Origin of the sequence: Micromonospora sp. CA-240977, from assembly GCF_050942285.1 — a bacterium.
Classification (GTDB): Bacteria; Actinomycetota; Actinomycetes; order Mycobacteriales; family Micromonosporaceae; genus Micromonospora.
The window spans coordinates 3648188-3670790 of record NZ_CP192055.1 but is presented as its reverse complement, the minus strand read 5'-3'; the positions used below and the strand labels follow the sequence as shown (position 1 = coordinate 3670790).

The window sequence follows — 22603 nt, the reverse complement described above, 5'->3', positions numbered from 1 at the left end:
GCCTACTGGGTGCGGCCGGCCACCGCCGGGTCACCCGACGGCGCGTCCAGCGGCACACCGGGGTGGGCCGGGACGGCGTCGGACGCGGGCAGCCGGGGCGCCGCCGTGGGGGCGGGCACCGCGTACGCGTCCAACGCGGCGGCCGCCGCCGCGCGGACCTGCTCGGCCAGCTCGACCGGGGCGACCACGACGGCGTCCGGGCCGAGGCCCAGCACGAACCGGCGGGCCCAGCCCAGGTCGGTCACCCGCAGGGAGACCAGCCACTGCTCGCCGTCACCGGCCTCGACCCGCTCACACGGGTAGTACTCAGTGATCCACCGCTCGCTCCGACCGATGCGCAGCGTGATCAGCGGCAGGTCGGGCGAGGGGCGGAAGACGCCCTCGGTGCGGTCGTGCGGGACGGCCTGCGGCGGGACGGCGGCCGGCTCGGCCAGCTCGGTGATCGCGTCGATCCGGTCGGCCCGGAACAGACGGACAGCCTCCGCGCGACGACACCACGCCTCCACGTAGGCCCGACCGCCGACCATCAGCATCCGCAGGGGGTCGATGACACGCTCGGTGGTCTCGTCCCGCGCGGCCGTGTAGTAGGTGATCCGCAGCGCCCGGCCGCCCTCCACGGCGGCACGCAGCGCCTCGACCCGCCGGGTGTCGCCGGGCAGCCGGACCGCCACCGGCGCGCCCACCAGGTCACCCGCGTCCTCGATCTTCGCCAGGGCCCGTTCGACGGCCTCGCGGTTGGCCACCCCGGGCGTCTCTGCGAGCATCCGCAACGCCACCACCAGCGCGAGGGCCTCGTCCGGGGTGAGCCGCAGCGGCCGGTCGATGCCGGCGTCGTAGGTGATCGTCACCCGGTCACCGTCGAACGCCATGTCGATCAGGTCGCCGGGACCGTAACCCGGCAGCCCGCAGACCCAGAGCAGCTCCAGGTCCTCGCGCAGTTGGCGCTCGGTGACACCCAGGTCACCGGCCGCCTCGGCGATCTCGATGCCGGGTCGGGCCAGCAGGTAGGGCACCAGGTTGAGCAGGCGGGCGAGCCGGTCGGCGGACGCGCGGGAACCGCCGCGGGCGGACGGGCGGGTCATCGGGCACCCCCGCTGACGGCCAGCTCGTCGTGCCGGACAGCGATCTCCTTGAGTCGTTGGATGACCGCCTCGCGGACCTCCGGTGGGTCGAGCACCCGCACGTCCGGGCCGTAGCCGACGAGGTGGCCGGCCAACCCGTCCGGGTCCGCGTACGGCAGGACCAACCGGTCGCCGTCCGGCCCGGTGGTCACCTCCACCGCCCAGCGGCGCAGCCCGGCGGCCCGGCCCGGCGCGGCCAGCACGGTGGCCCGGCCGGTGCGTTCCACCGGACCCGACCAGCGGGCCACGTGGCTGATCAGGTCGACGTTGGGCGGCGGCTGGTACGCGCCGGGCACACCGGTCACCCGGACCGTGCCCACCACCCGGGACAGTCGGAAGCAGCGGGTCGCCGCCCGGTCCAGGTCGTGGCCGACCACATACCACCGGCCGCGCCAGCAGACCACGCCCCACGGTTGCAGCCGCCGTCGGCTGGGCGCGTCCCGGTCGGGCACCCGGTAGTCGAAACCGACCTCGCGGCGGTCCCGGGCCGCGGCCGTCAGCGGCGCGAACGCCGGATCGACAGTGACCATCGGCTCCAGGCCCAGGGTCGCCTGCGGGTCCACGTCCACCCCGGCGGCGCGCAGCTTGGCCAGCCCGGACGACGCGGCGGCGGCCAGCCCGGCGTGCTGCCACAGCCGTGCGGCGATGCCCACCGCGGCGGCCTCGTCGGGCTCCAGCAGGATGTCGGGCAGCGCGTACTCGCGGTGGGCGATCCGGTAGCCGGGCTCGGCGTCGAAGGCGCTGGCCGTGCCGGTCTCCAGTGGCACACCCAACTCGCGCAGCTCGGCCTTGTCCCGCTCGAACTTGCGTTGGAACGCCTCGTGGTCGCGCGCGTCCTCAGGGTCGTGCTCATAGCCGGGCACGGTCGCGGCGATCTGCGCGGCGGTCAGGAACCGTCGCGTGGACAGCAGGCAGATCACCAGGTTGACCAGGCGTTCGGTGCGGGTCCGCGACACCCGGTAGACGCTAGCAGCCGACACGCCCGCGACGTGCACCCACGCGGGCGTGCCGCACACTTGTTCGGATCGGACCTCCCCCGGCGCGTCGCCGTTCCCGGTCATAGGGTGATCCTCATGGCGCAAGCGGAAACCAGGCCGGGAAGCGAGAGCGTCGGCACGGTGATCGTCGCGGGTGCCGCCAACCTGGCCATCGCGATCGCCAAGCTGATCGCCGGGCTGATCTCCGGATCGGCCGCGATGCTGTCCGAGGCCGCCCACTCGGTCGCCGACACCACCACCGAGGTGCTGCTCTTCCAGGCGCTGCGCCGGGGCGCGCGGCCGGCCGACCAGCGACACCCCTTCGGGTACGGCAAGGAAAGCTACGTCTGGGCGTTCTTCGCCGCGATGTTCACCTTCGTCGCCGGGGCCGGTTTCGCCGTCACCCACGGCGTCACCACGATCCTGGTGCACGAGCACAGCGGCGACTACCTGGTCTCGTACCTCGTCCTGGCGGTGTCGTTCGTCATCGAGTCGATCTCCCTGGCCCGCGCCCTGCGGCAGGTCCGACGGGCATCGCAGCGCTGGGGCACCACGCCGCGGCGGTTCCTGCGGCTGACCGCGGACACCACCGTCAAGGCGGTCTTCCTGGAGGACAGCGCGGCGCTGATCGGTCTGCTGCTGGCCGGGGCCGGCGTCGGCCTGTCGCACGCCACCGGCGACGAGGTGTGGGACGGCGTCGCGTCGATCCTCATCGGGCTGCTGCTGCTCACCGTCGCCGGGATCCTCGCCGGCAACAACCTGTCGCTGCTTGTCGGCCGCGCGGTCCCCGAGCGACTGCGCCACGAGATCGAGCGGGAGCTGAGCGGGCTGCCCGAGGTGGAGCGCATCGACACGCTGTTGACCATGCAGCTCGGCCCGGAGGACATCCTGGTCGCCGCGAAGGTCGACTTCCGCGACGACGCCACCGGGGCGCAGATCGAGGCCACGGCCGACCAGGCCGAACGGCGGCTCACCGGGCGGTACCCGGAGATCCGCTTCGTCTTCCTCGACCCCACCCGCTCACTGCCGGGGTCCACCGGCACCGCCCGCCACACCCAGGCCGGGCCGACCCCGGACGCCGGCGGCCCCGCGCCGACCTGATCCACCACCCGGGCGCGGGCCGTCGGGCCCGCGCGGCTAGCGTGCCCGTCATGGTGCGATGGCGTACGGGGACGGTGGCGACGCTGCGACGGCAGTGGACCGGGGCGGTGGAGCTCGACGTCGACCTGCCCGACGGCACGCGCATGCGGGCGCTGGCCTACCCGGAGCTGGTCGGCGCACCCGAGCCCGGCGACCGGGTGCTGCTCAACGCCGGTGCGCTGCTGATGGGGTTGGGCACCGGCGGGTACGCCCTCGTGGTGGCCCTGCCGGACCGGCTGCCGCCGGACCCGCCGGAGGTCGCCGACACCCGCGACGCCGGGCACCTGGTCAAGGCCCGGTACACGCCGTTGCAGCCGATCCTGCTGGGCGTCGACGAGGAGGCGTCCCCGCACCGCGCGGTGCTCGCCGACGCGGACGACCTGGGCGGCCTGCCCGTGGTCACCGCCGACCTGCACTCGGCGCTGCCGGCGATCCTGGCCGGCATCCGGGCCGACGCCCCGCAGGCCCGGGTGGCGTACCTGCTCACCGATGGCGGGGCGCTGCCGGCCTGGTTCTCCCGCACCCTCGCCGGGCTGCGCGCCGACCTGGCCGGCACGATCACCGTCGGGCAGGCCTTCGGCGGTGACCTGGAGGCGACCACCCTGCACGGCGGCCTGCTCGCCGCCCGGCACGTGCTCGGCGCCGACGTGGCCATCGTCGCCCAGGGACCCGGCAACCTGGGCACCGGCACCCGGTGGGGGTTCTCCGGTGTCGCCGTCGGCGAGGCGGTCAACGCGATCGCCACGCTGGGTGGCCGGCCGGTCGGCTCGCTGCGCATCTCCGCCGCCGACCCCCGCCCCCGGCACCGGGGCGTGTCGCACCACAGCCTCACCGCGTACGGCCGGGTGGCCCTCGCCCCGGCGGAACTGGTGGTGCCCGACGACCTGGACCCGGCCCTCGCGGCCGAGGTGGACGCGTCGTTGGCCCCGCTCGCCGCCCGGCACCGGATCGTCCGGGTGCCCACCACCGGCCTCGACGCCGCGCTGCGCGCCAGCGCCGTGCCGCTGTCCACCATGGGCCGTGGTCTCGACGCCGACCACGCGTACTTCCTGGCCGCCGCCGCCGCGGGCCGCCACGCCGCCACAGTGCTCGGCTGAGCGGGCCCGGCGGACGGGCGCCGGTCAGGCCAGGAAGATCAGGGCGAGCCAGCCGCCGACGATGAGCACCAGCGCCAGGGCCAGCACCCACGTCGGCACCGTGTATTCACCGCGGCGGTTACGGTCGACCTCGGCGCGGATCTTCTCCCGCCGGCGTTCGACCCAGTTCTGCCGCTCGGCGCCGCGCTCAGGGCGGTCGGAAGGTCCAGAAGTCGTCATGGCGCGCTCAGCTTAGCCGCTCGGCGCGCCGGGCTGGCCGGCCCCGGCGGCGGACCGCTCCGCCGGGGCCGGCAGACCCGTCACATGCTGGCGATCAACCGCTCGACCCGCTCGTCGTACGCCCGGAACGGGTCCTTGCAGAGCACCGTGCGCTGCGCCTGGTCGTTGAGCTTCAGGTGCACCCAGTCGACAGTGAAGTCCCGCCGCTTCTCCTGGGCGTGCCGGATGAACTCACCGCGCAGCCGGGCCCGGGTGGTCTGCGGTGGGGTCTCCTTGGCCTCGAAGATCTCCGGGTCGGTGGCGACCCGGTCGACCTCGCCGCGCCGTTCCAGCAGACCGTAGAGGCCCCGACCGCGACGCACGTCGTGGTACGCCAGATCCATCTGCGCCACCCGGGGGTGCGACAGCGGCAGGTCGTGCTTGCGCTGGTAACGCTCGATGAGCCGCAGCTTGCTGACCCAGTCGATCTCCCGCGAGACCGGCTCCAGGTCACCGCTCTCCACCGCGTTCAACACCCGCCCCCACAGCTCGACGACCCGCTTGGCGGCCTGGTCGCCGCCGCGACGCTCGACGAACTCGGTGGCCTTGGCCAGGTATTCCTGCTGGATGTCCAGGGCACTGACCTCCTTGCCGGAGGCCAACCGCACCTTGCGCCGGCCGGTGATGTCGTGTGACACCTCCCGGATGGCCCGGATCGGGTTCTCCAGCGACAGGTCGCGCATCACCACCCCGGCCTCGATCATCCGCAGCACGATGTCGGCGGTGCCGACCTTGAGCAGCGTGGTGACCTCGTTCATGTTGGAGTCACCGACGATGACGTGCAGCCGCCGGTAGCGCTCGGCGTCGGCGTGCGGCTCGTCGCGGGTGTTGATGATCGGACGGCTGCGGGTGGTCGCCGAGGAGACGCCCTCCCAGATGTGCTCGGCCCGCTGCGACAGGCAGTAGACCGCGCCGCGCGGGGTTTGCAGGACCTTGCCGGCCCCGCAGATCAACTGCCTGGTGACAAGGAACGGGATGAGGACGTCGGCGAGCCTGCCGAACTCCCCGTGCCGGGAGACCAGGTAGTTCTCGTGGCAGCCGTACGAGTTACCGGCCGAGTCGGTGTTGTTCTTGAACAGGTAGATCTCACCCGCGATGCCCTCGTCGTGCAGCCGCTTCTCCGCGTCGACGAGCAGGCCCTCCAGGATCCGCTCGCCAGCCCGGTCGTGGGCGACGAGATCGGTCACCGAGTCGCACTCCGGTGTCGCGTACTCCGGATGCGACCCGACGTCCAGGTAGAGCCGGGCTCCATTACGCAGGAAGACGTTGCTCGACCGACCCCAGGACACGACGCGACGGAACAGATACCGCGCGACCTCGTCCGGGGACAGCCGCCGCTGCCCGCGATAGGTGCAGGTGACGCCGTACTCGGTCTCGAGGCCGAAGATTCGCCGCTCCATGGTGTGACATTAGCCGCCCGGAGGCCCGGTTCGTCACTGTCACACCACAGGTCGTGCCCCGGGGGCTGTCACATACCGGTTGAGTGCGACATTCCGTCCGGACCGAGGCTCGCCACGAACCGCCGGCAGTTGTCGTACTCCGGCAGCAGACCGCTCTCGCGGGCCTGGGCGAGGGTCGGCGCCGCGTCGTCCCGCGCGGACAGCAGCGGCACGTCGGCGGGCCACTCGATGCCCAGCTCCTCGTCCAGCGGGTGCACCGCGTGCTCGCCGGTCGGGTTGTAGCTGGCCGAGCAGAGATAGCTCAACGTGGCGTCGTCGGTCAGCGCGCAGAAACCGTGCCCCAGCCCCTCGCTGAGGTAGACCGCGCGACGGTCGGTGTCGTCCAGCCGGACGCCCTCCCACCGGCCGAAGGTCGGCGAGCCCACCCGCAGATCCACGATCACGTCGAGGACCGCGCCGCGCACACAGGTGACGTACTTGGCCTGGCCCGGCGGAACGTCGGCGAAGTGGATGCCGCGCACCACGCCACGGGCGGAGACCGACAGGTTGGCCTGGGCCAGCCGCATCGGGTGCCCCACCACGTCGGCGAGCTTGTCGAAGCGGTACCACTCCATGAACATGCCGCGCGGGTCGCCGTGCTGCTGGGGGGTGATCTCCCAGGCGCCCTCGATGCTCAGCTCCCGGATCTTCACCACGCCGCCCTCTGCTGGCCGTCCGGCTCGGCCAGCAGGCCGAGCAGGTAGTCGCCGTAGCCGCTCTTGGTCAACGGCGTGGCCAAGGCGCGCAGCTGGTCGTCGTCGATGAGGCCGGCCCGCCAGGCCACCTCCTCGACACAACCGATCTTCAGACCCTGCCGCTCCTCGACCACCCGGACGAACTCGGCCGCCTGCATCATCGAGGTGAACGTGCCGGTATCCAGCCAGGCGGTGCCGCGATCCAGCACCGTCACCGACAGCTCCCCGGTCTCCCGGTACACCTCGTTGACCGCCGTGATCTCCAGCTCGCCGCGGGCGCTCGGGGTGAGCTTGCGGGCGATGTCCACGACCCGGTTGTCGTAGAAGTAGAGGCCGGGCACCGCGTAGCGGGACTTCGGCCGGGCCGGCTTCTCCTCGATCGAGAGCACTCGACCGGCGTCGTCGAAGTCGACGACACCGTATTCCTGCGGGTTGGCCACCTGGTAGGCGAAGACCCGCCCGCCGACCGGGTCGCCGTTGGCCGCGAGCTGCCGGCCCAGACCACCACCGTGGAAGATGTTGTCGCCGAGGATCAGCGCCACCGACTCCGCGCCGATGAAGTCCGCACCGAGGATGAAGGCCTGCGCGATGCCCTCCGGGCGCTCCTGGCTGACGTACTCCAGCCGCAGCCCGAACTGGCTGCCGTCGCCGAGCAGCCGACGGAACTGGTCCTGGTCGTCCGGGGTCGTGATCACCAGGATCTCCCGCACCCCGGACATCACCAGGGTGGAGAGCGGGTAGTAGACCATCGGCTTGTCGAAGACCGGCATCAGCTGCTTCGAAACCGCACGGGTGATCGGCCAGAGCCGAGAACCGGTGCCGCCAGCAAGTAGGATTCCACGCACCGGGGCAGCCTAGCGGCACAAAAGCAGGATGTGCGGGGGGGTCGTGCCCCGCGTAGCGCACCCAACTTCGCGTACACTTCCCGACCCGTGAGGATCCTCGTCACCGGCGGAGCCGGATTCATCGGGTCGGAGTACGTTCGCCTGCTGCTGGGCAAGCCCCTCGGCAGCGCCGAGGGCGTGCCGCCACTCGAGCCGGCGGTCGTGACCGTGCTCGACAAACTGACCTACTCGGGCAACCTGGCCAACCTCGACCCCGTCCGCGACGACCCGCGGCTACGGTTCGTCCAGGGCGACATCTGCGACCCGGTCATCGTCGACGAGGTCGTCGCCGAACACGACGTCATCGTGCACTTCGCCGCCGAATCCCACGTCGACCGCTCCATCGCCGGCGCCGCCCCGTTCGTCACCACCAACGTCCTCGGCACCCAGACCCTGCTCGACGCCGCCCTGCGCCACCGCACCAGCCGCTTCGTGCACGTCTCCACCGACGAGGTCTACGGCTCCATCGACGAAGGCTCCTGGACCGAAACCTGGCCCCTGGCCCCGAACTCCCCCTACTCGGCGTCCAAGGCCGGCTCCGACCTGCTCGCCCTGTCCTACCACCGCACCCACGGCATGGACGTCGTCGTCACCCGCTGCTCCAACAACTACGGCCCGTACCAGTTCCCCGAGAAGGTCATCCCCCTGTTCGTCACGAACCTCCTCGACGGCGCCACCGTCCCCCTCTACGGCGACGGCGGCAACATCCGCGACTGGCTACACGTGCACGACCACTGCCGCGGCATCGCCCTGGTCCAACAGAAAGGCCGCGCCGGCGAGGTCTACAACATCGGCGGCGGCACCGAACTGACGAACAAGGAACTCACCGGCCGACTCCTGGACGCCTGCGACGCCGGCTGGGACCGCGTCGTCCCGGTCACCGACCGCAAGGGCCACGACCGCCGCTACTCCCTCGACATCACCAAGATCCACCAAGAGCTCGGCTACACCCCCAGCATCACCCTCGACCAGGGCCTCGCCGACACCGTCACCTGGTACCGCGACAACCGCACCTGGTGGGAACCCCTCAAGACCACACCCACCGCATGACCCGACTACTCGTCACCGGCGCCGGCGGGATGCTCGGTCGGGACCTGGTCAGCGTGCTGCACGCCCGGTCCGACCTCAAGGTGACCGCCGCGGGCCGCGTCGACCTCGACGTCACCGATCCCACCGCCGTGCGGGCTGCGGTCGCCGAGCACGACATCGTGATCAACACGGCGGCGTGGACAAATGTCGACGGCGCGGAGGCCAACGAGGCCGCCGCCACCGCCGTCAACGGTCACGGCGTGGCGAACCTCGCGTCGGCGTGCGCCACCAGCGGCGCCCGGCTCATCCAGATCTCCACCGACTACGTCCTCGCCGGGGACGCGCGAGCCCCCTACCCGGAGGACGCCCCCACCGCGCCGGTCAACGCCTACGGCCGGGGCAAGCTGGTCGGCGAGCAGGCCGTCGCCCGGCTGCTGCCCGACACCGGCTACGTGGTCCGCACCGCCTGGCTGTACGGCGCGCACGGCCCGAACTTCGTGGCCACCATGCTCCGGCTCGCCACCCAGCGCGAGCACATCGACGTGGTCGACGACCAGCACGGCCAGCCCACCTGGTCCTACCGGCTCGCCGAACAGCTCGTCGCGCTCGCCGAAGCCGCCCTCGACGGCCGGGCCGCCGCCGGCATCTACCACAGCACCTGCGCCGGCCAGACCACGTGGTACGGGTTGGCCCGCGCGGCGTTCACGCTGGCCGGTCTGGACCCGGACCGGATCCGACCCACCACCAGCGACCGGTATCCTCGTCCTGCTCCCCGGCCGGCGTACAGTGTGCTAGCACACAGCCGCTGGGCGGCCGCAGGTCTGCCGTCGCTCCCCGACTGGCATGCCACCCTCGTCGACGCGTTCGACTCCCCCGCTCCGCCCGCTCCGTGGAAGGTCGCATGAAGCTCACCCTCGTCACCGGCTTGACCGGCCTGATATTGCTGGCCACCATCGTCGAGCTGCTGCGCCGCCGGCAGCTCCGCGAGAAGTACGGCATGCTCTGGCTCGGCGTCCTGGTGATCGTCATTCCCCTGTCGCTCTTCCCCCGCCTGCTGGACAACGTCGCCGAACTGCTCGGCGTCGCCTCCGGCGTCAGCCTCGTGCTCTTCCTCGGCATCATCTTCCTGCTGCTGGTCTGCGTGCACCTCAGCTGGGAGGTCAGCCACCTGGAAGAAGAGACCCGCACCCTGGCCGAAGACTTCGCCCTGCTCCGTACCGAGATCGACGCGGACCGGGCGGCCCGAAACGAACTGGTGTCCCACGATGGTTAACGGCAAGCGGGTCCTGATCATCATCCCGGCGCTCAACGAGTCCGGCTCGATCGCCGACGTGGTCGGCGAGGTCCGGGGTGAGCTGCCCGGCGTCGACGTGATCGTCGTCGACGACGGCTCCACCGACCGCACCGCCGCGGTCGCCGCCGCAGCCGGCGCCCGGGTGGCCAAGCTGCCGTACAACCTCGGCGTCGGCGGCGCCATGCGGGTGGGCTACCGGTACGCGCGCGACCACGACTACGACGTCGCCATCCAGATCGACGCCGACGGCCAGCACGACCCCCGGTACGTGCCGAAGCTCGTCGACCTGCTCGACGAGACCGACCTGGTGATCGGCGCCCGGTTCGCCGGCGAGGGTGACTACAACGTCCGCGGCCCCCGCCGCTGGGCCATGGTCATGCTCTCCGGTGTGCTGTCCCGCGTCGCCCACACCAAGCTCACCGACACCACCTCCGGGTTCCGGGCCGCCAACCGTCGGGTCATCGACATGTTCGCCACCTGGTACCCGGTGGAATACCTGGGCGACACCGTGGAGACGCTGGTGCACACCGCCCGACGCGGCTACACCATCCGGCAGGTGCCGGTGGCCATGCGCAAGCGGATGGCGGGCACCCCCAGCCACTCCCCCGCCAAGGCCATGATCTACCTCGGCCGCGCCTTCGCCGTCCTCACGTTGGCGCTCATTCGCCGGTGATCCGCAAGCTCCTGAGTCTGGTCCCACCGGGCACCGTCGCCGTCGGCGCCGGCCTCGCCCTGCTCGGGCTCGCCTCCTACGTCCACCTGGCGGTCGCCGGGCACAGCCTCACCGAAGCGGACTACAACTCGCTCTCCGTGCTCTGGTCGATCGTCTTCACCCTCGGTATCGGCCTGTTCATGCCGGTCGAGCAGGAGGTCGCCCGACTCGTCGCCGCCCGGCACAGCCAGGGCCTTCCCCCCGGGCCGGTACTGGCCCGGGGGGCGGCCCTGGCCGCCGGCCTGCTCGCCGCCGTGGTCGCGCTGATCATCACCTTCCGGGACACGCTCGCCGACCGGCTCTTCGCCGGCGACGGCACCATGACCACCGTCCTGATCGGCGCGCTGGCCGGGCTCGCCGTCGCGCACACCACCCGTGGCGTCCTCTCCGGCCTGCAACTGTTCCCCTGGTACGGCACCCAACTGGGCATCGACGGCGGCCTGCGGATCGTCATCGTCGCCGTGCTCGGCCTGAACGGCGTCACCGATCCCGTCTGGTACGGCGCGGTGCTCGTCATCGCGCCCGTCGCCGGCGCCATCCTCACCGCACCACCGGTCCTGCGAGCCATCGGCGGCGGCGTCCCCGTCGCCTGGGCGACCCTGCTGCGCGGCCTCGGCCTCCTCACCGCCTCCAGCCTGCTCGCCCAGGTCGTGGTCAACATCGGCGTGATCAACGTCAAGGTGTTGGACCCGTCCGACGTGGCGACCGCCGGCGCGCTGCTCTCCGCACTGGTGCTGGTGCGGATCCCGCTGTTCGTCTTCGCCTCGCTCCAGGCATCGCTGCTACCGGGCCTCTCCACCTCGGCCAGCACCGGCGACCTCGCCGGCTTCCACAGCCTGCTGCGCCGCGCCCTGGGCATCGTCAGCGCGCTCGGCCTCACCGGCGCCGTACTCGCCGTGCTCCTCGGCCCACGACTGGTGCAGACCCTCTTCGACGCTCCCGGCGTCCTCGGCTACGCCGACTTCGCCTGGCTCGCCGTCGCCACCCTCGCCTACCTGTGGGCGATGGTCCTCGGCCAGGCACTGCTCGCCCTCGACCGGCACCGGGCACAGGCCCTCGCCTGGGCCATCGGCGTGGCCGCACTCGTCGTCGCGACGCTCGCCCCGGTCTCCACCGCGCTGCGAGTCGAGCTCGGCTACGCCATCGGCTCCGTCGTGGTCGCCGCCGTCATGGCCGTGCTGCTGCGCACCAGCGCCACCCGCCCGGCAGCACCCACCCACGCCCCTACCTACGAGACCGCCGCGCCGGGATTGACCGGCGGGGCCTGACGGGCCCGTACCCCCGCGCGTCGTTGTCACCACCGTCCTGCGGCTGGCCCGCCCGCCGCAGGACGCCGGACGTACTGCGGCGGGCGGCCCCTGACCTCGGGCCGCCCGCCGCATCCGTCGGTGCTACTTGCCGTCCGCCGGCTTGTCCTCCAGGTCCGCGGACGCCGCCGACGTCGTCGGCTTGTGCGACTCCGTGGTCGGCTGCGCCGGAGTGTCCGGGCCACCCGCCTCCGCCGGCTGCTCGGCGTCGGACACGTCGCCGTCCAGCAACACGGTCAACGCCGCACCGGTGATCCGGCGGAACGTGCGCCCCACCCGGTGGCGGTCCAACACCGCCACCTCCAACTGGTTGGCGGCGATCGTCCGGGCCGCCCCGCCCTCACCACCCACCGAACTCAACGCCTGCACCGCCACCCGGGCCGCCTCGGCGAGGGACATGTCCGCGCGGTGCTGCGACTTCAACACACCGGTGATCGCCTCGGCCTGGCCACCCATGGCCATCCGCCCCGGCTCGTCGTTCACCGAACCGTCGTACGTCAACCGGTACAGCTCGTCATCGTCCGCGGTCGCCCCGACCTCCGCCACGCAGATCTCCACCTCGAACGGCTTCGACTGCTCGGTGAAGATCGCACCAAGCGTCTGCGCGAACGCGTTGGCCAGGGCCCGCCCGGTGACATCACGCCGGTCGTAGCTGAGCCCGTTCAGGTCGGCCATCCGCACCCCGGCCCGGCGCAGATTCTCGAACTCGTTGTACCGACCGACCGCGGCGAACCCGATCCGGTCGTAGATCTCGCTGACCTTGTGCAGGGCGCTGGAGAGGTTCTCCGCGACGAAGAGCACCCCGCCGGAATAGCTGAGGACCACCGCGCTGCGACCCCGAGCGATGCCCTTGCGGGCCAACTCGGAGCGGTCGCGCATGATCTGTTCGGGCGAGGCGTAGAACTGCATGGCCACGGCGGCGGTTCTCCTTACGGCGCGGTGCTGACGACTGCTGACTGGTGGGGGTGGACGGGGCTCAACCGCCCGGGTTCTCCATCCGACCGGCGACCACGCCCTCGGCGATCGCCGCCGTCTCGGCGTCGGTCAACCGGCGGGTGCCCTCGGCGGTAGCGGTCATCACCACCGGATAGATCCGACGGGTCAGGTCCGGTCCGCCGGTGGCGGTGTCGTCGTCCGCCGCGTCGTAGAGCGCCTCGACCGCGAGGCGGGTGGCGTCGTCGACCGACAGCCCGGCCCGGAACCGCTTCTTCAGCGCCGACTTCGCGAAGAGCGAGCCGGAGCCGATCGCGTCGTAACCGGTCTCCTCGTACGGACCGCCTGTCACGTCGAAGCTGAAGATCCGACCAGCCCGCGCCGGGTCGGCGGCGGCCAGGTCGAACCCGGCGAACAGCGGCACCACGGCCAGGCCCTGCATGGCCGCGCCCAGGTTGCCGCGGATCATCGACGCCAACCGGTTGGCCTTGCCGTCGAGCGAGAGCATCGCGCCCTCGATCTTCTCGTAGTGCTCCAGCTCCACCTGGAACAGTCGCATCAGCTCGATCCCGATGCCCGCCGTGCCGGCGATCCCCACCAGGGAGTACGCGTCGGCCGGGTGCACCTTCTCGATGTCACGCTGGGCGATCAGGTTGCCCATGGTGGCCCGCCGGTCGCCGGCCATCACGACGCCACCGGCGGCCGAGATGGCCACGATGGTGGTCGCGTGCGGCGCCAGGTCCGCTGCCATGCCCGGCGGCAACGGCCGCCTTCCGGGCAGCATCTCGGGGGCCACCCGACTCAGGAACGTCGTGAAGGAGGACGTCCCCGCGTTGGTGAACACATCTGGTAGACGCCCGGATGGATCAAAGCCCGCTGCCACGTGGTTCCTCTCAGATACGTGATCGCCCTGGCCAGCCTCATGGGACTGTCACGGAACTGGCCAAGACCACCGTTGCAGTTGAAGCAGAGTATCCCGCGCACCCACCCGGTGCGATGATCGTGGTCCAGATGTTGCGGGTCCGCGCCGCCACAGATCGCGCAGACCCCGCCCTGCTCGGCCAGGAGCTCCTGAAACTCCTTCTCCCCCACGCCATACCGCCGCCGCAGGTGGTACTCGCGAGTGCCGCCGTAGAGCCGCTGCGCCGACTCTTTGCCGCGGGCGTTGTGGCAGGGCTTGCAGTAGCTGTGCCGGCCACTCGCCTTGGTCGTGGTGGTGGGGAAATCGTCGAGCGGTTTGATCTGTTCGCAGTCCGGACACCACTTCAGACCCTCACCTACGGGTGTCGGCGACTTCCTCTGGGCAGCGATGCCTCGTTTGCGCCGGCTCGCCTCCGACCGGACGTTGGCGCACACCTTGCAGTAGAAAGCGAGGCCGTCCACCCGGCGGCGATCACTGTGGAACTCGGCGCGGGCCAACAGTCTCTTACACTGCGGACACACCTTGTCCGGAGGGTCCGTCAAATCGGACATATGCCCCTATTCCCCCCCTTTCTGGACGTAACCTCTCACGAACTCCTCTGCGTTCTCTTCGAGGACGGAGTCGATCTCGTCGAGGAGGTCGTCGACGTCCTCGGTGATCTCGGCGTGCCGCTCGGCCACCTCGGGGTTGGCCTCGGTGGTGACGTCCTCGATTTCCTCGCCCTGACGGGACTTGCCGGACTGCGACTGGCCGCCGCTGTCATGAGTGGCCACTGCTGCCTCCTCCACGATCGTCTGCGATGAACTTACCTCGCGCGGGCGACGAAAAGCCCGCCGCGCGCCGGCTTACGGCACGCGACGGGCATAAGGACGTACGTTCAGCCGCCGGTCAACGTCTCCAGCAGATCCTTCGCGCTGGCGCAACGGTCGAACAGCGCCCCGACGTGCGCGCGCGTGCCGCGCTCCGGTTCCATCATCGGCACCCGGACGAGTGACTCCCGGCCCACGTCGAAGATCACCGAGTCCCAGCTCGCGGCGACGACCTCGGACGCGTACTGGGCCAGGCAGCGGCCCCGGAAGTAGGCCCGGGTGTCCTCCGGCGGCTCGGTCATCGCGGTGCGCGTCTCGTCGTCCGTGAGCAGCGTCTTCATCGCCTTTCGGGTGACCAGGCGGTGGTAGAGGCCCTTCTCCGGCCGGACGTCGGAATACTGCAGGTCGACCAGCTGGAGCTTGTGCGAGCCCCAGCCGAGCTTCTCCCGCTCCCGGTAGCCCTCGAGCAGCCGCAGTTTGGCCACCCAGTCCAACTCGTCGGCGCAGAGCATCGGGTCCCGGCCGAGCCGGTCCAGCACGCTCTCCCAGCGGTCGAGCACATCGACGGTCTGCTCGTCGGCGTCGGTGCCGTAGCGGTCGTCGACAAAGGACCGGACCCGCTCCAGGTACGCCCACTGCAGGTCCAGTGCGGTGAGCCGGCGACCGTCGCGCATTCGCATGAGGTGCGACAGGCCGGGATCGTGGCTGACCGCGCGCAACTCGCTGACCGGGTCGGCGATGCCGAGGTCGGCGCCGAGCGCCTTCTCCTCGATCATGTTGAGGATCAGCGAGGTGGTGCCGACCTTGAGGTAGGTGGAGATCTCGGAGAGGTTGGCGTCGCCGATGATCACGTGCAGTCGGCGGTATTTGTCGGCGTCCGCGTGCGGCTCGTCACGGGTGTTGATGATGGGCCGCTTGAGGGTGGTCTCCAGCCCCACCTCGACCTCGAAGAAGTCGGCGCGCTGGGAGATCTGGAAGCCGCTCTGCCCGCCGTCCTGGCCGATGCCGACCCGGCCCGCGCCGCAGACGATCTGGCGGGTGACGAAGAACGGCGTCAGGTACGCCACGATGTCGGCGAAGGGGGTCTGCCGGCGCATCAGGTAGTTCTCGTGAGCGCCGTAGCTGGCGCCCTTGTTGTCGGTGTTGTTCTTGTAGAGGTGGATCGGCTGGCTGCCCGGGATGGTGGCGGCCCGGCGGGACGCCTCGGCCATCACCCGCTCGCCGGCCTTGTCCCAGCGCACCACGTCCCTGGGGGTGGTGACCTCCGGGGTGGAGTATTCGGGGTGGGCGTGGTCGACGTAGAGACGGGCACCGTTGGTGAGTATCACGTTGGCGAGGCCGAGGTCCTCGTCGGCCAACGCCTCGGCCGGGTCGTAGGCGGCCCCGGAGTAGGTGAAACCGCGGGCGTCGCGCAGCGGCGACTCTTCCTCGTAGTCCCAGCGGGCTCGACCACCCCGGTTGAGCTCAGGGCGTGCCCCGTAGGCGTTGACCACCTGTGATGAGGTGACCATCGGGTTGGCTCCGGCCTGACCGGGCACGGAGATGCCGTACTCGACTTCGGTGCCCATGATCCGACGTACCGTCATGCGACCACTCGCTTCGCTCGCCCCTGGAGCCGGCGTACCCGCCGCTCACACCATCGAGACTAGTCTGCGCGGTGGCCCACCGCGCGGCCCTGCCGGTCGGCGCGGCGCGGCTACCGTGCCGTGGCGGCCCCCGGTGGCACCGCGCTCAGCCGGCGCGCCGCGCCCGTCCATCCCGTGAAGTTCCGTCGATGGCCTGCTGAGCGCCCGGGTCGGCCACGACGAGCCACCGTGGGCGGGCGGCGACGCGGCAGGATGCGCGGGGCCCGGCCGGGCCGGTGGGACGCACGCAGCGGCGGCACCGGACGGGTCCGGTGCCGCCGCTGGCGGTCAGAGGTACTGGCCGGTGTTGCTGGCGGTCTCGATGGACCGGCCGGCCTCGGCGCCCTTGCCGCCGGAGACGAGCGTGCGGATGTAGACGATCCGCTCGCCCTTCTTGCCGGAGATGCGCGCCCAGTCGTCGGGGTTGGTGGTGTTGGGGAGGTCCTCGTTCTCGCGGAACTCGTCGACGCAGGCGTCGAGCAGGTGCTGCAGGCGCAGCCCCTTGCGACCGGAGGTGAGGAACTCCTTGATGGCCATCTTCTTGCTCCGGTCGACGATGTTCTGGATCATCGCGCCGGAGTTGAAGTCCTTGAAGTAGAGGACTTCCTTGTCACCGTTGGCGTAGGTGACCTCGAGGAAGCGGTTCTCCTCGGTCTCCGAGTACATCCGCAGCACCACGGCGTCGATCATCGCCGCGACGGTGGCCTGGGGGTCGGCCGAGTGCTCGGCCAGGTCGTCCGGGTGCAGGGGCAGCCCGGAGAGGATGTACTTGGAGAAGATGTCCTTGGCCGCCTCGGCGTCCGGTCGCTCGATCTTGATTTTGACGTCGAGCCGACCGGGGCGCAGGATCGCCGGGTCGATCATGTCTTCCCGGTTGGAGGCGCCGATGACGATGACGTTCTCCAGCCCCTCCACGCCGTCGATCTCGCTGAGCAGCTGCGGGACGATGGTGTTCTCCACATCGGAGGAGACACCGGAGCCACGGGTCCGGAAGATCGAGTCCATCTCGTCGAAGAACACGATCACCGGGGTGCCCTCGCCGGCCTTCTCCCGCGCCCGCTGGAAGATCAGCCGGATGTGCCGCTCGGTTTCGCCGACGTACTTGTTGAGCAGCTCGGGGCCCTTGATGTTGAGGAAGAAGCTTGTGTGCTTCTCCTTGCCCTGCCGTTCGGCGATCTTCTTGGCCAGCGAGTTGGCCACCGCCTTGGCGATGAGCGTCTTGCCACAGCCGGGCGGGCCGTAGAGCAGGATGCCCTTGGGCGGGCGGAGCTGGTGCTCGCGGAACAGGTCCGCGTGCAGGAAGGGCAACTCCACCGCGTCGCGGATCTGCTCGATCTGCGACTGGAGGCCACCGATGTCGCCGTAGTCGACGTCGGGCACCTCCTCCAGGACCAGCTCCTCGACCTCACTCTTCGGGATCCGCTCGTACGCGTACGCCGAGCGGGGCTCGATCATGAGCGAGTCGCCGGCCCGGATCGCGGAGCCGATGAGGGTCTCGGCGAGGTGCACGATGCGCTCCTCGTCGGAGTGCGAGACCACCAGCGCCCGGTCGCCCGGCCCGCCGCCGGGCCCCTCCAGGATCTCCTTGAGCATCACGACCTCACCGACCCGCTCATAGCCGAACGCGTCGACGATGTTGAGCGCGTCGTTGAGCAGGACCTCCTGGCCACGGCGCAGGTCACCCACGTCCAGCGAGGGCGAGACCGCGACCCGTAGTTTGCGGCCGCCGGTGAACACGTCCACCGAGCCGTCCTCGTGCTTGGCCAGGAAGACGCCGTAGCCACTCGGCGGTTGCGCGAGCCGGTCGATCTCCTCCTTGAGCGTCACGATCTGCGTGCGAGCCTCCTTGAGGGTGCTCACCAGCCGGTCGTTGTTCTCGGTCAGCCGCGCCAACTGTGCCTGGGTGGCCGCCAGCCGCTCTTCGAGCTGCCGGACGTGTCGGGGGCTTTCGGTCAACTTGCGCCGCACCAGAGCGAGTTCCTCCTGAAGGAACGCGACCTGCGTGGAGAGATCGTGGGCTTCCTTCTCCCACCGTGCGGCGCGCGAGTCCGCGTCGTCGCTGCGTGCTGCCACGTCCCACCTCCCCGGGGGGCTTGAACGTTCTGCCCTAACACTAGCCGCTATGAGGCCGATTCGGTCCCACGCAACACCCTCGTCACCGAACCTTGATCGCCAAGGGTGGCCTGACGGGCGGTTACCGGCGTTCGGGTACCGTCGGAGTGTAGGACGGGAGAACATGGGGGGTGCGCCGGTGACCGAGGTCGCGACCGATCAGCTGCAGGTCTGGGTGGACCAGGATCTGTGCACGGGCGATGGGCTCTGCGTGCAGTACGCGCCGGAGGTTTTCGAGTTCGACATCGACGGTCTGGCGTACGTCAAGGGCGCCGACGGCGAGCTGCTGGCGGCGCCGGGCAGCCGCGTCGACGTGCCCGAGCACCTGCGGCTCGAGGTGATCGACTCCGCGAAGGAGTGCCCGGGCGACTGCATCCACGTGGTGCGCGGCGACGGTGTCGAGATCGCCGGTCCGGACGCCGAGGACTGAGCCGTCCGCCGGCCGGGCCACGCGGCCCGGCCGGCTCCAGGAGGGGTACGCCTCAGAGCATCGGACGGCCGACCACCGAGGCGACCAGCCGCGCGAACTCCTCCAACCGGGCGATCTGCCCGGCCCCACCGTCGTCGAGCGTCTTGCCGAAGCGCAGCGCGTCGTGCCGTGGGGTGCCCACCATCTCCTCGCTCGGCGGCGCCTCGTCCAGTGAGGTGAGCAGCAGGTAGACGTCGATGCTGTCGACCCGGATCTCGCCGCTGTCGGCGCGGTTGAGCCGCCGCCGGCAGCCGACCTCGGTGACGGTGGACACCGGCACGACCCGCAACGACGAGGTCATCGAGCCCGGGGGGCCCTCCTCCGGCGGTACGTCCTCGCCGTGCCAGAGGATCAGCCGGCTGCCGTCGCAGACGACGACCTCCTGCCACACGCCGTTGACCTCGTTGACGAAGCGTTCCAGGGTGAAGCCGAGCACCGACGCGCCGCGCAGCACGCCGCCGAGCGCCTCCAGGGCGACGTCCGGGTCGCGCAGGTAGGCCCGCGCCGCCGATTCCAGATCCTGGTAGGGCGACCAGTCGGGAAAGACCGCGGGGAGGTCACCGCCGCCGTAGCCCGGTCGGCTCATGCCAGCGCCTCCCCCTGCTCGGCGGTGCCGCCGGCCAGCTCGATGGTCACGGCCTGTCCATCTCCCCCGTACCGTCGGACTGCGCACCCGCCGCCACGGCGGCGGCCTGCCGGGCCGCCTCCGCCGCGCGCAGGTCCTGGCGACGCTGCGCGTACGCCTCCGTGCCCTTGCTGGGCTTGCGCCGGCGCGGCGGCGCGGTGACCCCGGGGGCCAGCTTGCGCGCGGACACCAGGAACGCGGTGTGCGCGATCATCCGGTGGTCCGGCCGGACGGCGAGGCCCTCGGCGTGCCAGTCGCGCACCAGGGACTCCCAGGCGCGCGGCTCGGTCCAGCCGCCGCGCTCGCGGAGCGCCTCCACCAGCTCGGACAGCTGCGGCGTGGTGGCGACGTAGCCGATGAACACCCCGCCGGGGACCAACGCCCGCTCGACCATGTCGAGAGTTTCCCAGGGGGTCAGCATGTCCAGGATGATCCGGTCGAAGCCGGTCTCCTGGCACTGCGCGACGTCACCGACGTGCAGGTGCCACGACGGGTGCGGCCCGTTGAAGAACGCCTCGACGTTGCGCTTGGCGATCTGGGCGAAGTCGTCACGCAGCTCGAACGAGTGCAGCTCGCCCTCGGTGCCGACGGCCCGCAGCAGGGAGCAGCTCAGCGCGCCGGAGCCGGCGCCGGCCTCGAGGACCTTCGCACCGGGGAAGATGTCACCCATCGCGACGATCTGCGCCGAGTCCTTCGGGTAGATCACCTGGGCGCCGCGCGGCATGGACAGCACGTAGTCCGACAGGAGGGGCCGCAGGGCGAGGAACGCGGTGCCGCCACCGGCGGTGGTCACCACGCTGCCGTCGGGGAGCCCGATCAGCGTGTCGTGCGCCAGGATGCCGCGGTGGGTGTGGAACTCCTTGCCGGGCTCCAGCGTCACGGTGTGCATCCGCCCCTTGGGGTCGGTCAGCTGAACCCGGTCGCCGGGCCGGAAGGGCCCACGGTGCACCGGTGTCAGCGCCGGGGTGGTGGGGTCGGCTCCGACGGTGGAGGGAGTTGCGGTCACTGTGTCATCTTCCGGTTGGGTTCGAGGAGCTGTGCAAGGTCCGCGATGTGCAGAATGCCGACGACATCTTCGCCTGACGTCACCACGTACTGCGCGCCCGGGTGGGTCTGTACGGCCTCCATCACCCGCTCGCCGTCCCAGCCGACCGGCAGCGCGGGAAGTGTGCCGAGTGCTCGGGCGACGGCGTCCACCGCCAGCCACGGCCGGCGGTCGACGGGCACCGCGTCGGCGGCGGCCGGGTCGACGAGCGCCACCGGTCGGCCGGTGGAGTCGGTGACCAGCAGGGCCGCGGTGGGCTGCCCGCCTTCGGCGCGGCGGCGCTGGGCCTCGGCCAGGGGTGTACCGGTGGCCACCGGCCAGACCGGGCGGGCCAGCCGGGAGAGGTCGATCAGCGGGAACCGGCGGCTGACGCGGGCGGCCCGGACCGCCTGCCCGGCGCCCCGCCACAGGGTGACGGCGACCAGCAGCATCAGCGGCAGCGCCAGCGGCGCCAGGTAGTCGGCGACGGTCAGCAGCACGACCAGGGCGGCGGTGCCGACCGCGACGAGCCGGCCGGCCCAGCCGGCGACCTCGGTGCCGAGGTGCCGGTCGTGGGTCAGCCCCCACACGGCGGCGCGCAGCGCCCGGCCGCCGTCGAGCGGCAGTCCGGGCAGACTGTTGAACAGCGCGACGATGACGTTGCTGACCGCGAGTTGGAAGGCGAGTTGGTGCGCCAGCGTGCGCTCGGGCAGGGCGAGGGTGGCGGCGACCGCGAGGACTCCGAGCACCGCGGAGACGGCCGGGCCGGCCAGCGAGACCAGCAGGTCGACACGCGGGGACGGGGCGTCCCGGTCCATCTCGGTGTAGCCGCCGAGCAGTTCCAGGGTGATTCCGCGCACACCGATGCCGTGCCGGCGGGCGGTGAGGGCGTGGCCCAGCTCGTGCAGCAGCACCGAGCCGAGCAACGACACCACGAACCCGAAGCCGATCAGGTAGCCGCTGATCTGCGGCAGGTCGAGCTGTCGGCGGGCGAACTCGGCGTACAGCACGGCGATGAGCACCGAGAGCAGGACCATGGAGCCGTTGAGGTGCAGCGGCACCCCGAACACCCGGCCGACGTTCAGGCCGAGACGCCGGTGGGGTCGGCGCGGTGGGCGGGATGTCTGCTCCATCGCCACGATGCTACGGACCGTCGCCGGGCGGGGCGGGCGGCGGTCGGTGTCACACCGGTGCCCTAACCTTTGCGGACATGACGGCGGAACCGGTCACCACCTCCCAACCCTCCTCCCCGGCGCAGGCGCCGCCGACGGTGCGGGCCTCGCTGTCGCCGTCGCGGGCGGCGGATTTCAAGACCTGCCCGCTGCTCTACCGGTTCCGCAGCATCGACCGGCTGCCCGAGCGCACCACTATCGAGCAGGCCCGGGGCACGCTTGTGCACGCGGTGCTGGAGCGTCTGTTCGACCTGCCCGCGCAGGACCGCACGCCGGCGGCGGCGGGCGACCTGGTGGCTCCCCAGTGGGACCGGCTGGTGACCGAGCAGCCGGAGCTGGCCGGGATCTTCGACGGCGCGGAGCCGGCCGGGCCGGTGGAGTTCCTGCGCTCGGCCGCGGGGCTGTTGGAGGGCTACTTCGCCGTGGAGGATCCGACCCGGCTGGAGCCGGCCGAACGGGAGAGCCTGATCTCGGCGGTGGTCGACGAGGAGTTGCTGATCCGGGGCTACCTCGACCGGCTCGACGTGGCTCCGGACGGCGCGCTGCGGGTGGTCGACTACAAGACCGGGGGCGCGCCGCGGGAGGCGTTCGAGGCGCGGGCGCTGTTCCAGCTGAAGTTCTACGCCCTGGTGTTGTGGCGCACCCGGGGGGTGGTGCCCCGGGTGCTGCGGTTGCTCTACCTGCGCGACGCCGAGGTGTTGGACTACACGCCGGACGCCGAGGAGCTGGTCCGCTTCGAGCGCACTGTGGTGGCGCTGTGGCGGGCGATCGAGCAGGCCACCGCCCGGCAGGATTTCCGGCCCCGGCCGAGCCGGCTCTGTGACTGGTGCAGCCACCAGGCGCTGTGCCCGAGCTTCGGCGGCACCCCGCCGCCGTTCCCGGTCACGGCGGCGACCGCCGATCCGCTGCGCGACGCCCGGTCCGCTCCGGTGGTGCCCGGCGCCGACGAGTGACGCCGG

General features: G+C 71.5%; 24 protein-coding genes. 9 read left to right on the top strand and 15 right to left on the bottom strand.

Annotated features, from left to right (window positions below):
• Positions 1-2: 2 nt before the first annotated feature.
• Positions 3-1082 (bottom strand): helix-turn-helix transcriptional regulator, encoded by a 1080-nt coding sequence (locus tag ACQPWW_RS16915; protein WP_433133819.1) that lies wholly within the window; start codon positions 1080-1082, stop codon positions 3-5.
• Entirely contained in the window at positions 1079-2077 is a 999-nt protein-coding gene (locus ACQPWW_RS16910; RefSeq protein ID WP_433133817.1) for a helix-turn-helix transcriptional regulator, read from the bottom strand. The genes ACQPWW_RS16915 and ACQPWW_RS16910 overlap by 4 nt, the downstream gene beginning before the upstream one ends.
• A gap of 117 nt (positions 2078-2194) precedes the next feature.
• Here ACQPWW_RS16910 and ACQPWW_RS16905 point away from each other — a divergent pair, with 117 nt between their 5' ends.
• Complete coding sequence (locus ACQPWW_RS16905; RefSeq protein WP_433133815.1) at positions 2195-3199, top strand: cation diffusion facilitator family transporter; 1005 nt, start codon at positions 2195-2197, stop codon at positions 3197-3199.
• A 50-nt stretch (positions 3200-3249) separates the two neighbouring features.
• Positions 3250-4335 carry a DUF3866 family protein gene (locus ACQPWW_RS16900; RefSeq protein ID WP_433133813.1) on the top strand — a complete coding sequence of 362 codons (1086 nt, stop codon included), beginning with the start codon at positions 3250-3252 and terminating at the stop codon, positions 4333-4335.
• A 24-nt stretch (positions 4336-4359) separates the two neighbouring features.
• On the opposite strand, the gene ACQPWW_RS16895 is transcribed toward ACQPWW_RS16900, so the two are convergent.
• From ACQPWW_RS16895 to rfbA, 4 genes are all read right to left on the bottom strand, one after another.
• Entirely contained in the window at positions 4360-4554 is a 195-nt protein-coding gene (locus ACQPWW_RS16895) for a hypothetical protein (RefSeq protein ID WP_357818118.1), read from the bottom strand.
• A gap of 80 nt (positions 4555-4634) precedes the next feature.
• Entirely contained in the window at positions 4635-5993 is a 1359-nt protein-coding gene (gene pafA / locus ACQPWW_RS16890; protein ID WP_234581936.1) for a Pup--protein ligase, read from the bottom strand.
• 68 nt (positions 5994-6061) lie between these two features.
• Entirely contained in the window at positions 6062-6685 is a 624-nt protein-coding gene (gene rfbC / locus ACQPWW_RS16885) for a dTDP-4-dehydrorhamnose 3,5-epimerase (RefSeq protein ID WP_433134389.1), read from the bottom strand.
• Complete coding sequence (gene rfbA / locus ACQPWW_RS16880) at positions 6682-7572, bottom strand: glucose-1-phosphate thymidylyltransferase RfbA (protein WP_433133811.1); 891 nt, start codon at positions 7570-7572, stop codon at positions 6682-6684. Before rfbA ends, rfbC begins: the two co-directional genes overlap by 4 nt.
• Positions 7573-7659: 87 nt before the next feature.
• On the opposite strand from rfbA, the gene rfbB reads away from it, so the two are divergent.
• The 5 genes from rfbB to ACQPWW_RS16855 are packed head-to-tail and all read left to right on the top strand — an operon-like array spanning position 7660 to position 11914.
• Positions 7660-8661 (top strand): dTDP-glucose 4,6-dehydratase, encoded by a 1002-nt coding sequence (gene rfbB / locus ACQPWW_RS16875; protein ID WP_433133809.1) that lies wholly within the window; start codon positions 7660-7662, stop codon positions 8659-8661.
• Positions 8658-9545: a dTDP-4-dehydrorhamnose reductase gene (rfbD, locus tag ACQPWW_RS16870; protein ID WP_433133807.1), complete on the top strand. Its 888-nt coding sequence runs from the start codon at positions 8658-8660 to the stop codon at positions 9543-9545. The genes rfbB and rfbD overlap by 4 nt, the downstream gene beginning before the upstream one ends.
• A complete protein-coding gene (locus ACQPWW_RS16865; RefSeq protein WP_355029048.1) occupies positions 9542-9913 on the top strand; it encodes a DUF2304 domain-containing protein in 372 nt (123 codons plus the stop codon). The genes rfbD and ACQPWW_RS16865 overlap by 4 nt, the downstream gene beginning before the upstream one ends.
• Positions 9906-10607 (top strand): glycosyltransferase family 2 protein, encoded by a 702-nt coding sequence (locus tag ACQPWW_RS16860; protein WP_433133805.1) that lies wholly within the window; start codon positions 9906-9908, stop codon positions 10605-10607. The genes ACQPWW_RS16865 and ACQPWW_RS16860 overlap by 8 nt, the downstream gene beginning before the upstream one ends.
• Positions 10604-11914: a polysaccharide biosynthesis protein gene (locus ACQPWW_RS16855; RefSeq protein WP_433133803.1), complete on the top strand. Its 1311-nt coding sequence runs from the start codon at positions 10604-10606 to the stop codon at positions 11912-11914. The genes ACQPWW_RS16860 and ACQPWW_RS16855 overlap by 4 nt, the downstream gene beginning before the upstream one ends.
• Before the next feature lie 123 nt (positions 11915-12037).
• On the opposite strand, the gene prcA is transcribed toward ACQPWW_RS16855, so the two are convergent.
• From prcA to arc, 6 genes are all read right to left on the bottom strand, one after another.
• The gene (prcA, locus tag ACQPWW_RS16850; protein ID WP_433133801.1) at positions 12038-12868 is read right to left on the bottom strand and encodes a proteasome subunit alpha; all 831 of its coding nucleotides are present in this window, start codon (positions 12866-12868) and stop codon (positions 12038-12040) included.
• A 61-nt stretch (positions 12869-12929) separates the two neighbouring features.
• Positions 12930-13769, bottom strand: a complete 840-nt coding sequence (gene prcB / locus ACQPWW_RS16845; RefSeq protein ID WP_357818388.1) for a proteasome subunit beta — start codon at positions 13767-13769, stop codon at positions 12930-12932.
• Positions 13688-14305, bottom strand: a complete 618-nt coding sequence (locus ACQPWW_RS16840) for an endonuclease VII domain-containing protein (RefSeq protein WP_433133798.1) — start codon at positions 14303-14305, stop codon at positions 13688-13690. Before ACQPWW_RS16840 ends, prcB begins: the two co-directional genes overlap by 82 nt.
• Positions 14306-14365: 60 nt before the next feature.
• On the bottom strand, positions 14366-14581 hold the full coding sequence (locus ACQPWW_RS16835) for a ubiquitin-like protein Pup (RefSeq protein WP_088948111.1): 216 nt from the start codon (positions 14579-14581) through the stop codon (positions 14366-14368).
• Between the two features lie 104 nt (positions 14582-14685).
• Positions 14686-16203 carry a depupylase/deamidase Dop gene (gene dop, locus ACQPWW_RS16830; RefSeq protein ID WP_433133796.1) on the bottom strand — a complete coding sequence of 506 codons (1518 nt, stop codon included), beginning with the start codon at positions 16201-16203 and terminating at the stop codon, positions 14686-14688.
• 327 nt (positions 16204-16530) lie between these two features.
• Positions 16531-18315: a proteasome ATPase gene (gene arc / locus ACQPWW_RS16825; RefSeq protein ID WP_433133794.1), complete on the bottom strand. Its 1785-nt coding sequence runs from the start codon at positions 18313-18315 to the stop codon at positions 16531-16533.
• Positions 18316-18493: 178 nt separating this feature from the next.
• Between arc and ACQPWW_RS16820 the strand changes: the two genes are divergently transcribed.
• Positions 18494-18784 carry a ferredoxin gene (locus ACQPWW_RS16820; protein ID WP_433133792.1) on the top strand — a complete coding sequence of 97 codons (291 nt, stop codon included), beginning with the start codon at positions 18494-18496 and terminating at the stop codon, positions 18782-18784.
• A 52-nt stretch (positions 18785-18836) separates the two neighbouring features.
• On the opposite strand, the gene ACQPWW_RS16815 is transcribed toward ACQPWW_RS16820, so the two are convergent.
• From ACQPWW_RS16815 to ACQPWW_RS16805, 3 genes are read right to left on the bottom strand one after another with little or no spacing between them, the layout of a single operon-like run.
• A complete protein-coding gene (locus tag ACQPWW_RS16815; protein ID WP_355029057.1) occupies positions 18837-19409 on the bottom strand; it encodes a hypothetical protein in 573 nt (190 codons plus the stop codon).
• Between the two features lie 46 nt (positions 19410-19455).
• Complete coding sequence (locus tag ACQPWW_RS16810; protein WP_433133790.1) at positions 19456-20454, bottom strand: tRNA (adenine-N1)-methyltransferase; 999 nt, start codon at positions 20452-20454, stop codon at positions 19456-19458.
• On the bottom strand, positions 20451-21605 hold the full coding sequence (locus tag ACQPWW_RS16805) for a M50 family metallopeptidase (protein WP_433133788.1): 1155 nt from the start codon (positions 21603-21605) through the stop codon (positions 20451-20453). The genes ACQPWW_RS16810 and ACQPWW_RS16805 overlap by 4 nt, the downstream gene beginning before the upstream one ends.
• 77 nt (positions 21606-21682) lie before the next feature.
• Between ACQPWW_RS16805 and ACQPWW_RS16800 the strand changes: the two genes are divergently transcribed.
• The gene (locus tag ACQPWW_RS16800) at positions 21683-22597 is read left to right on the top strand and encodes a RecB family exonuclease (RefSeq protein ID WP_433133786.1); all 915 of its coding nucleotides are present in this window, start codon (positions 21683-21685) and stop codon (positions 22595-22597) included.
• Positions 22598-22603: the final 6 nt, after the last annotated feature.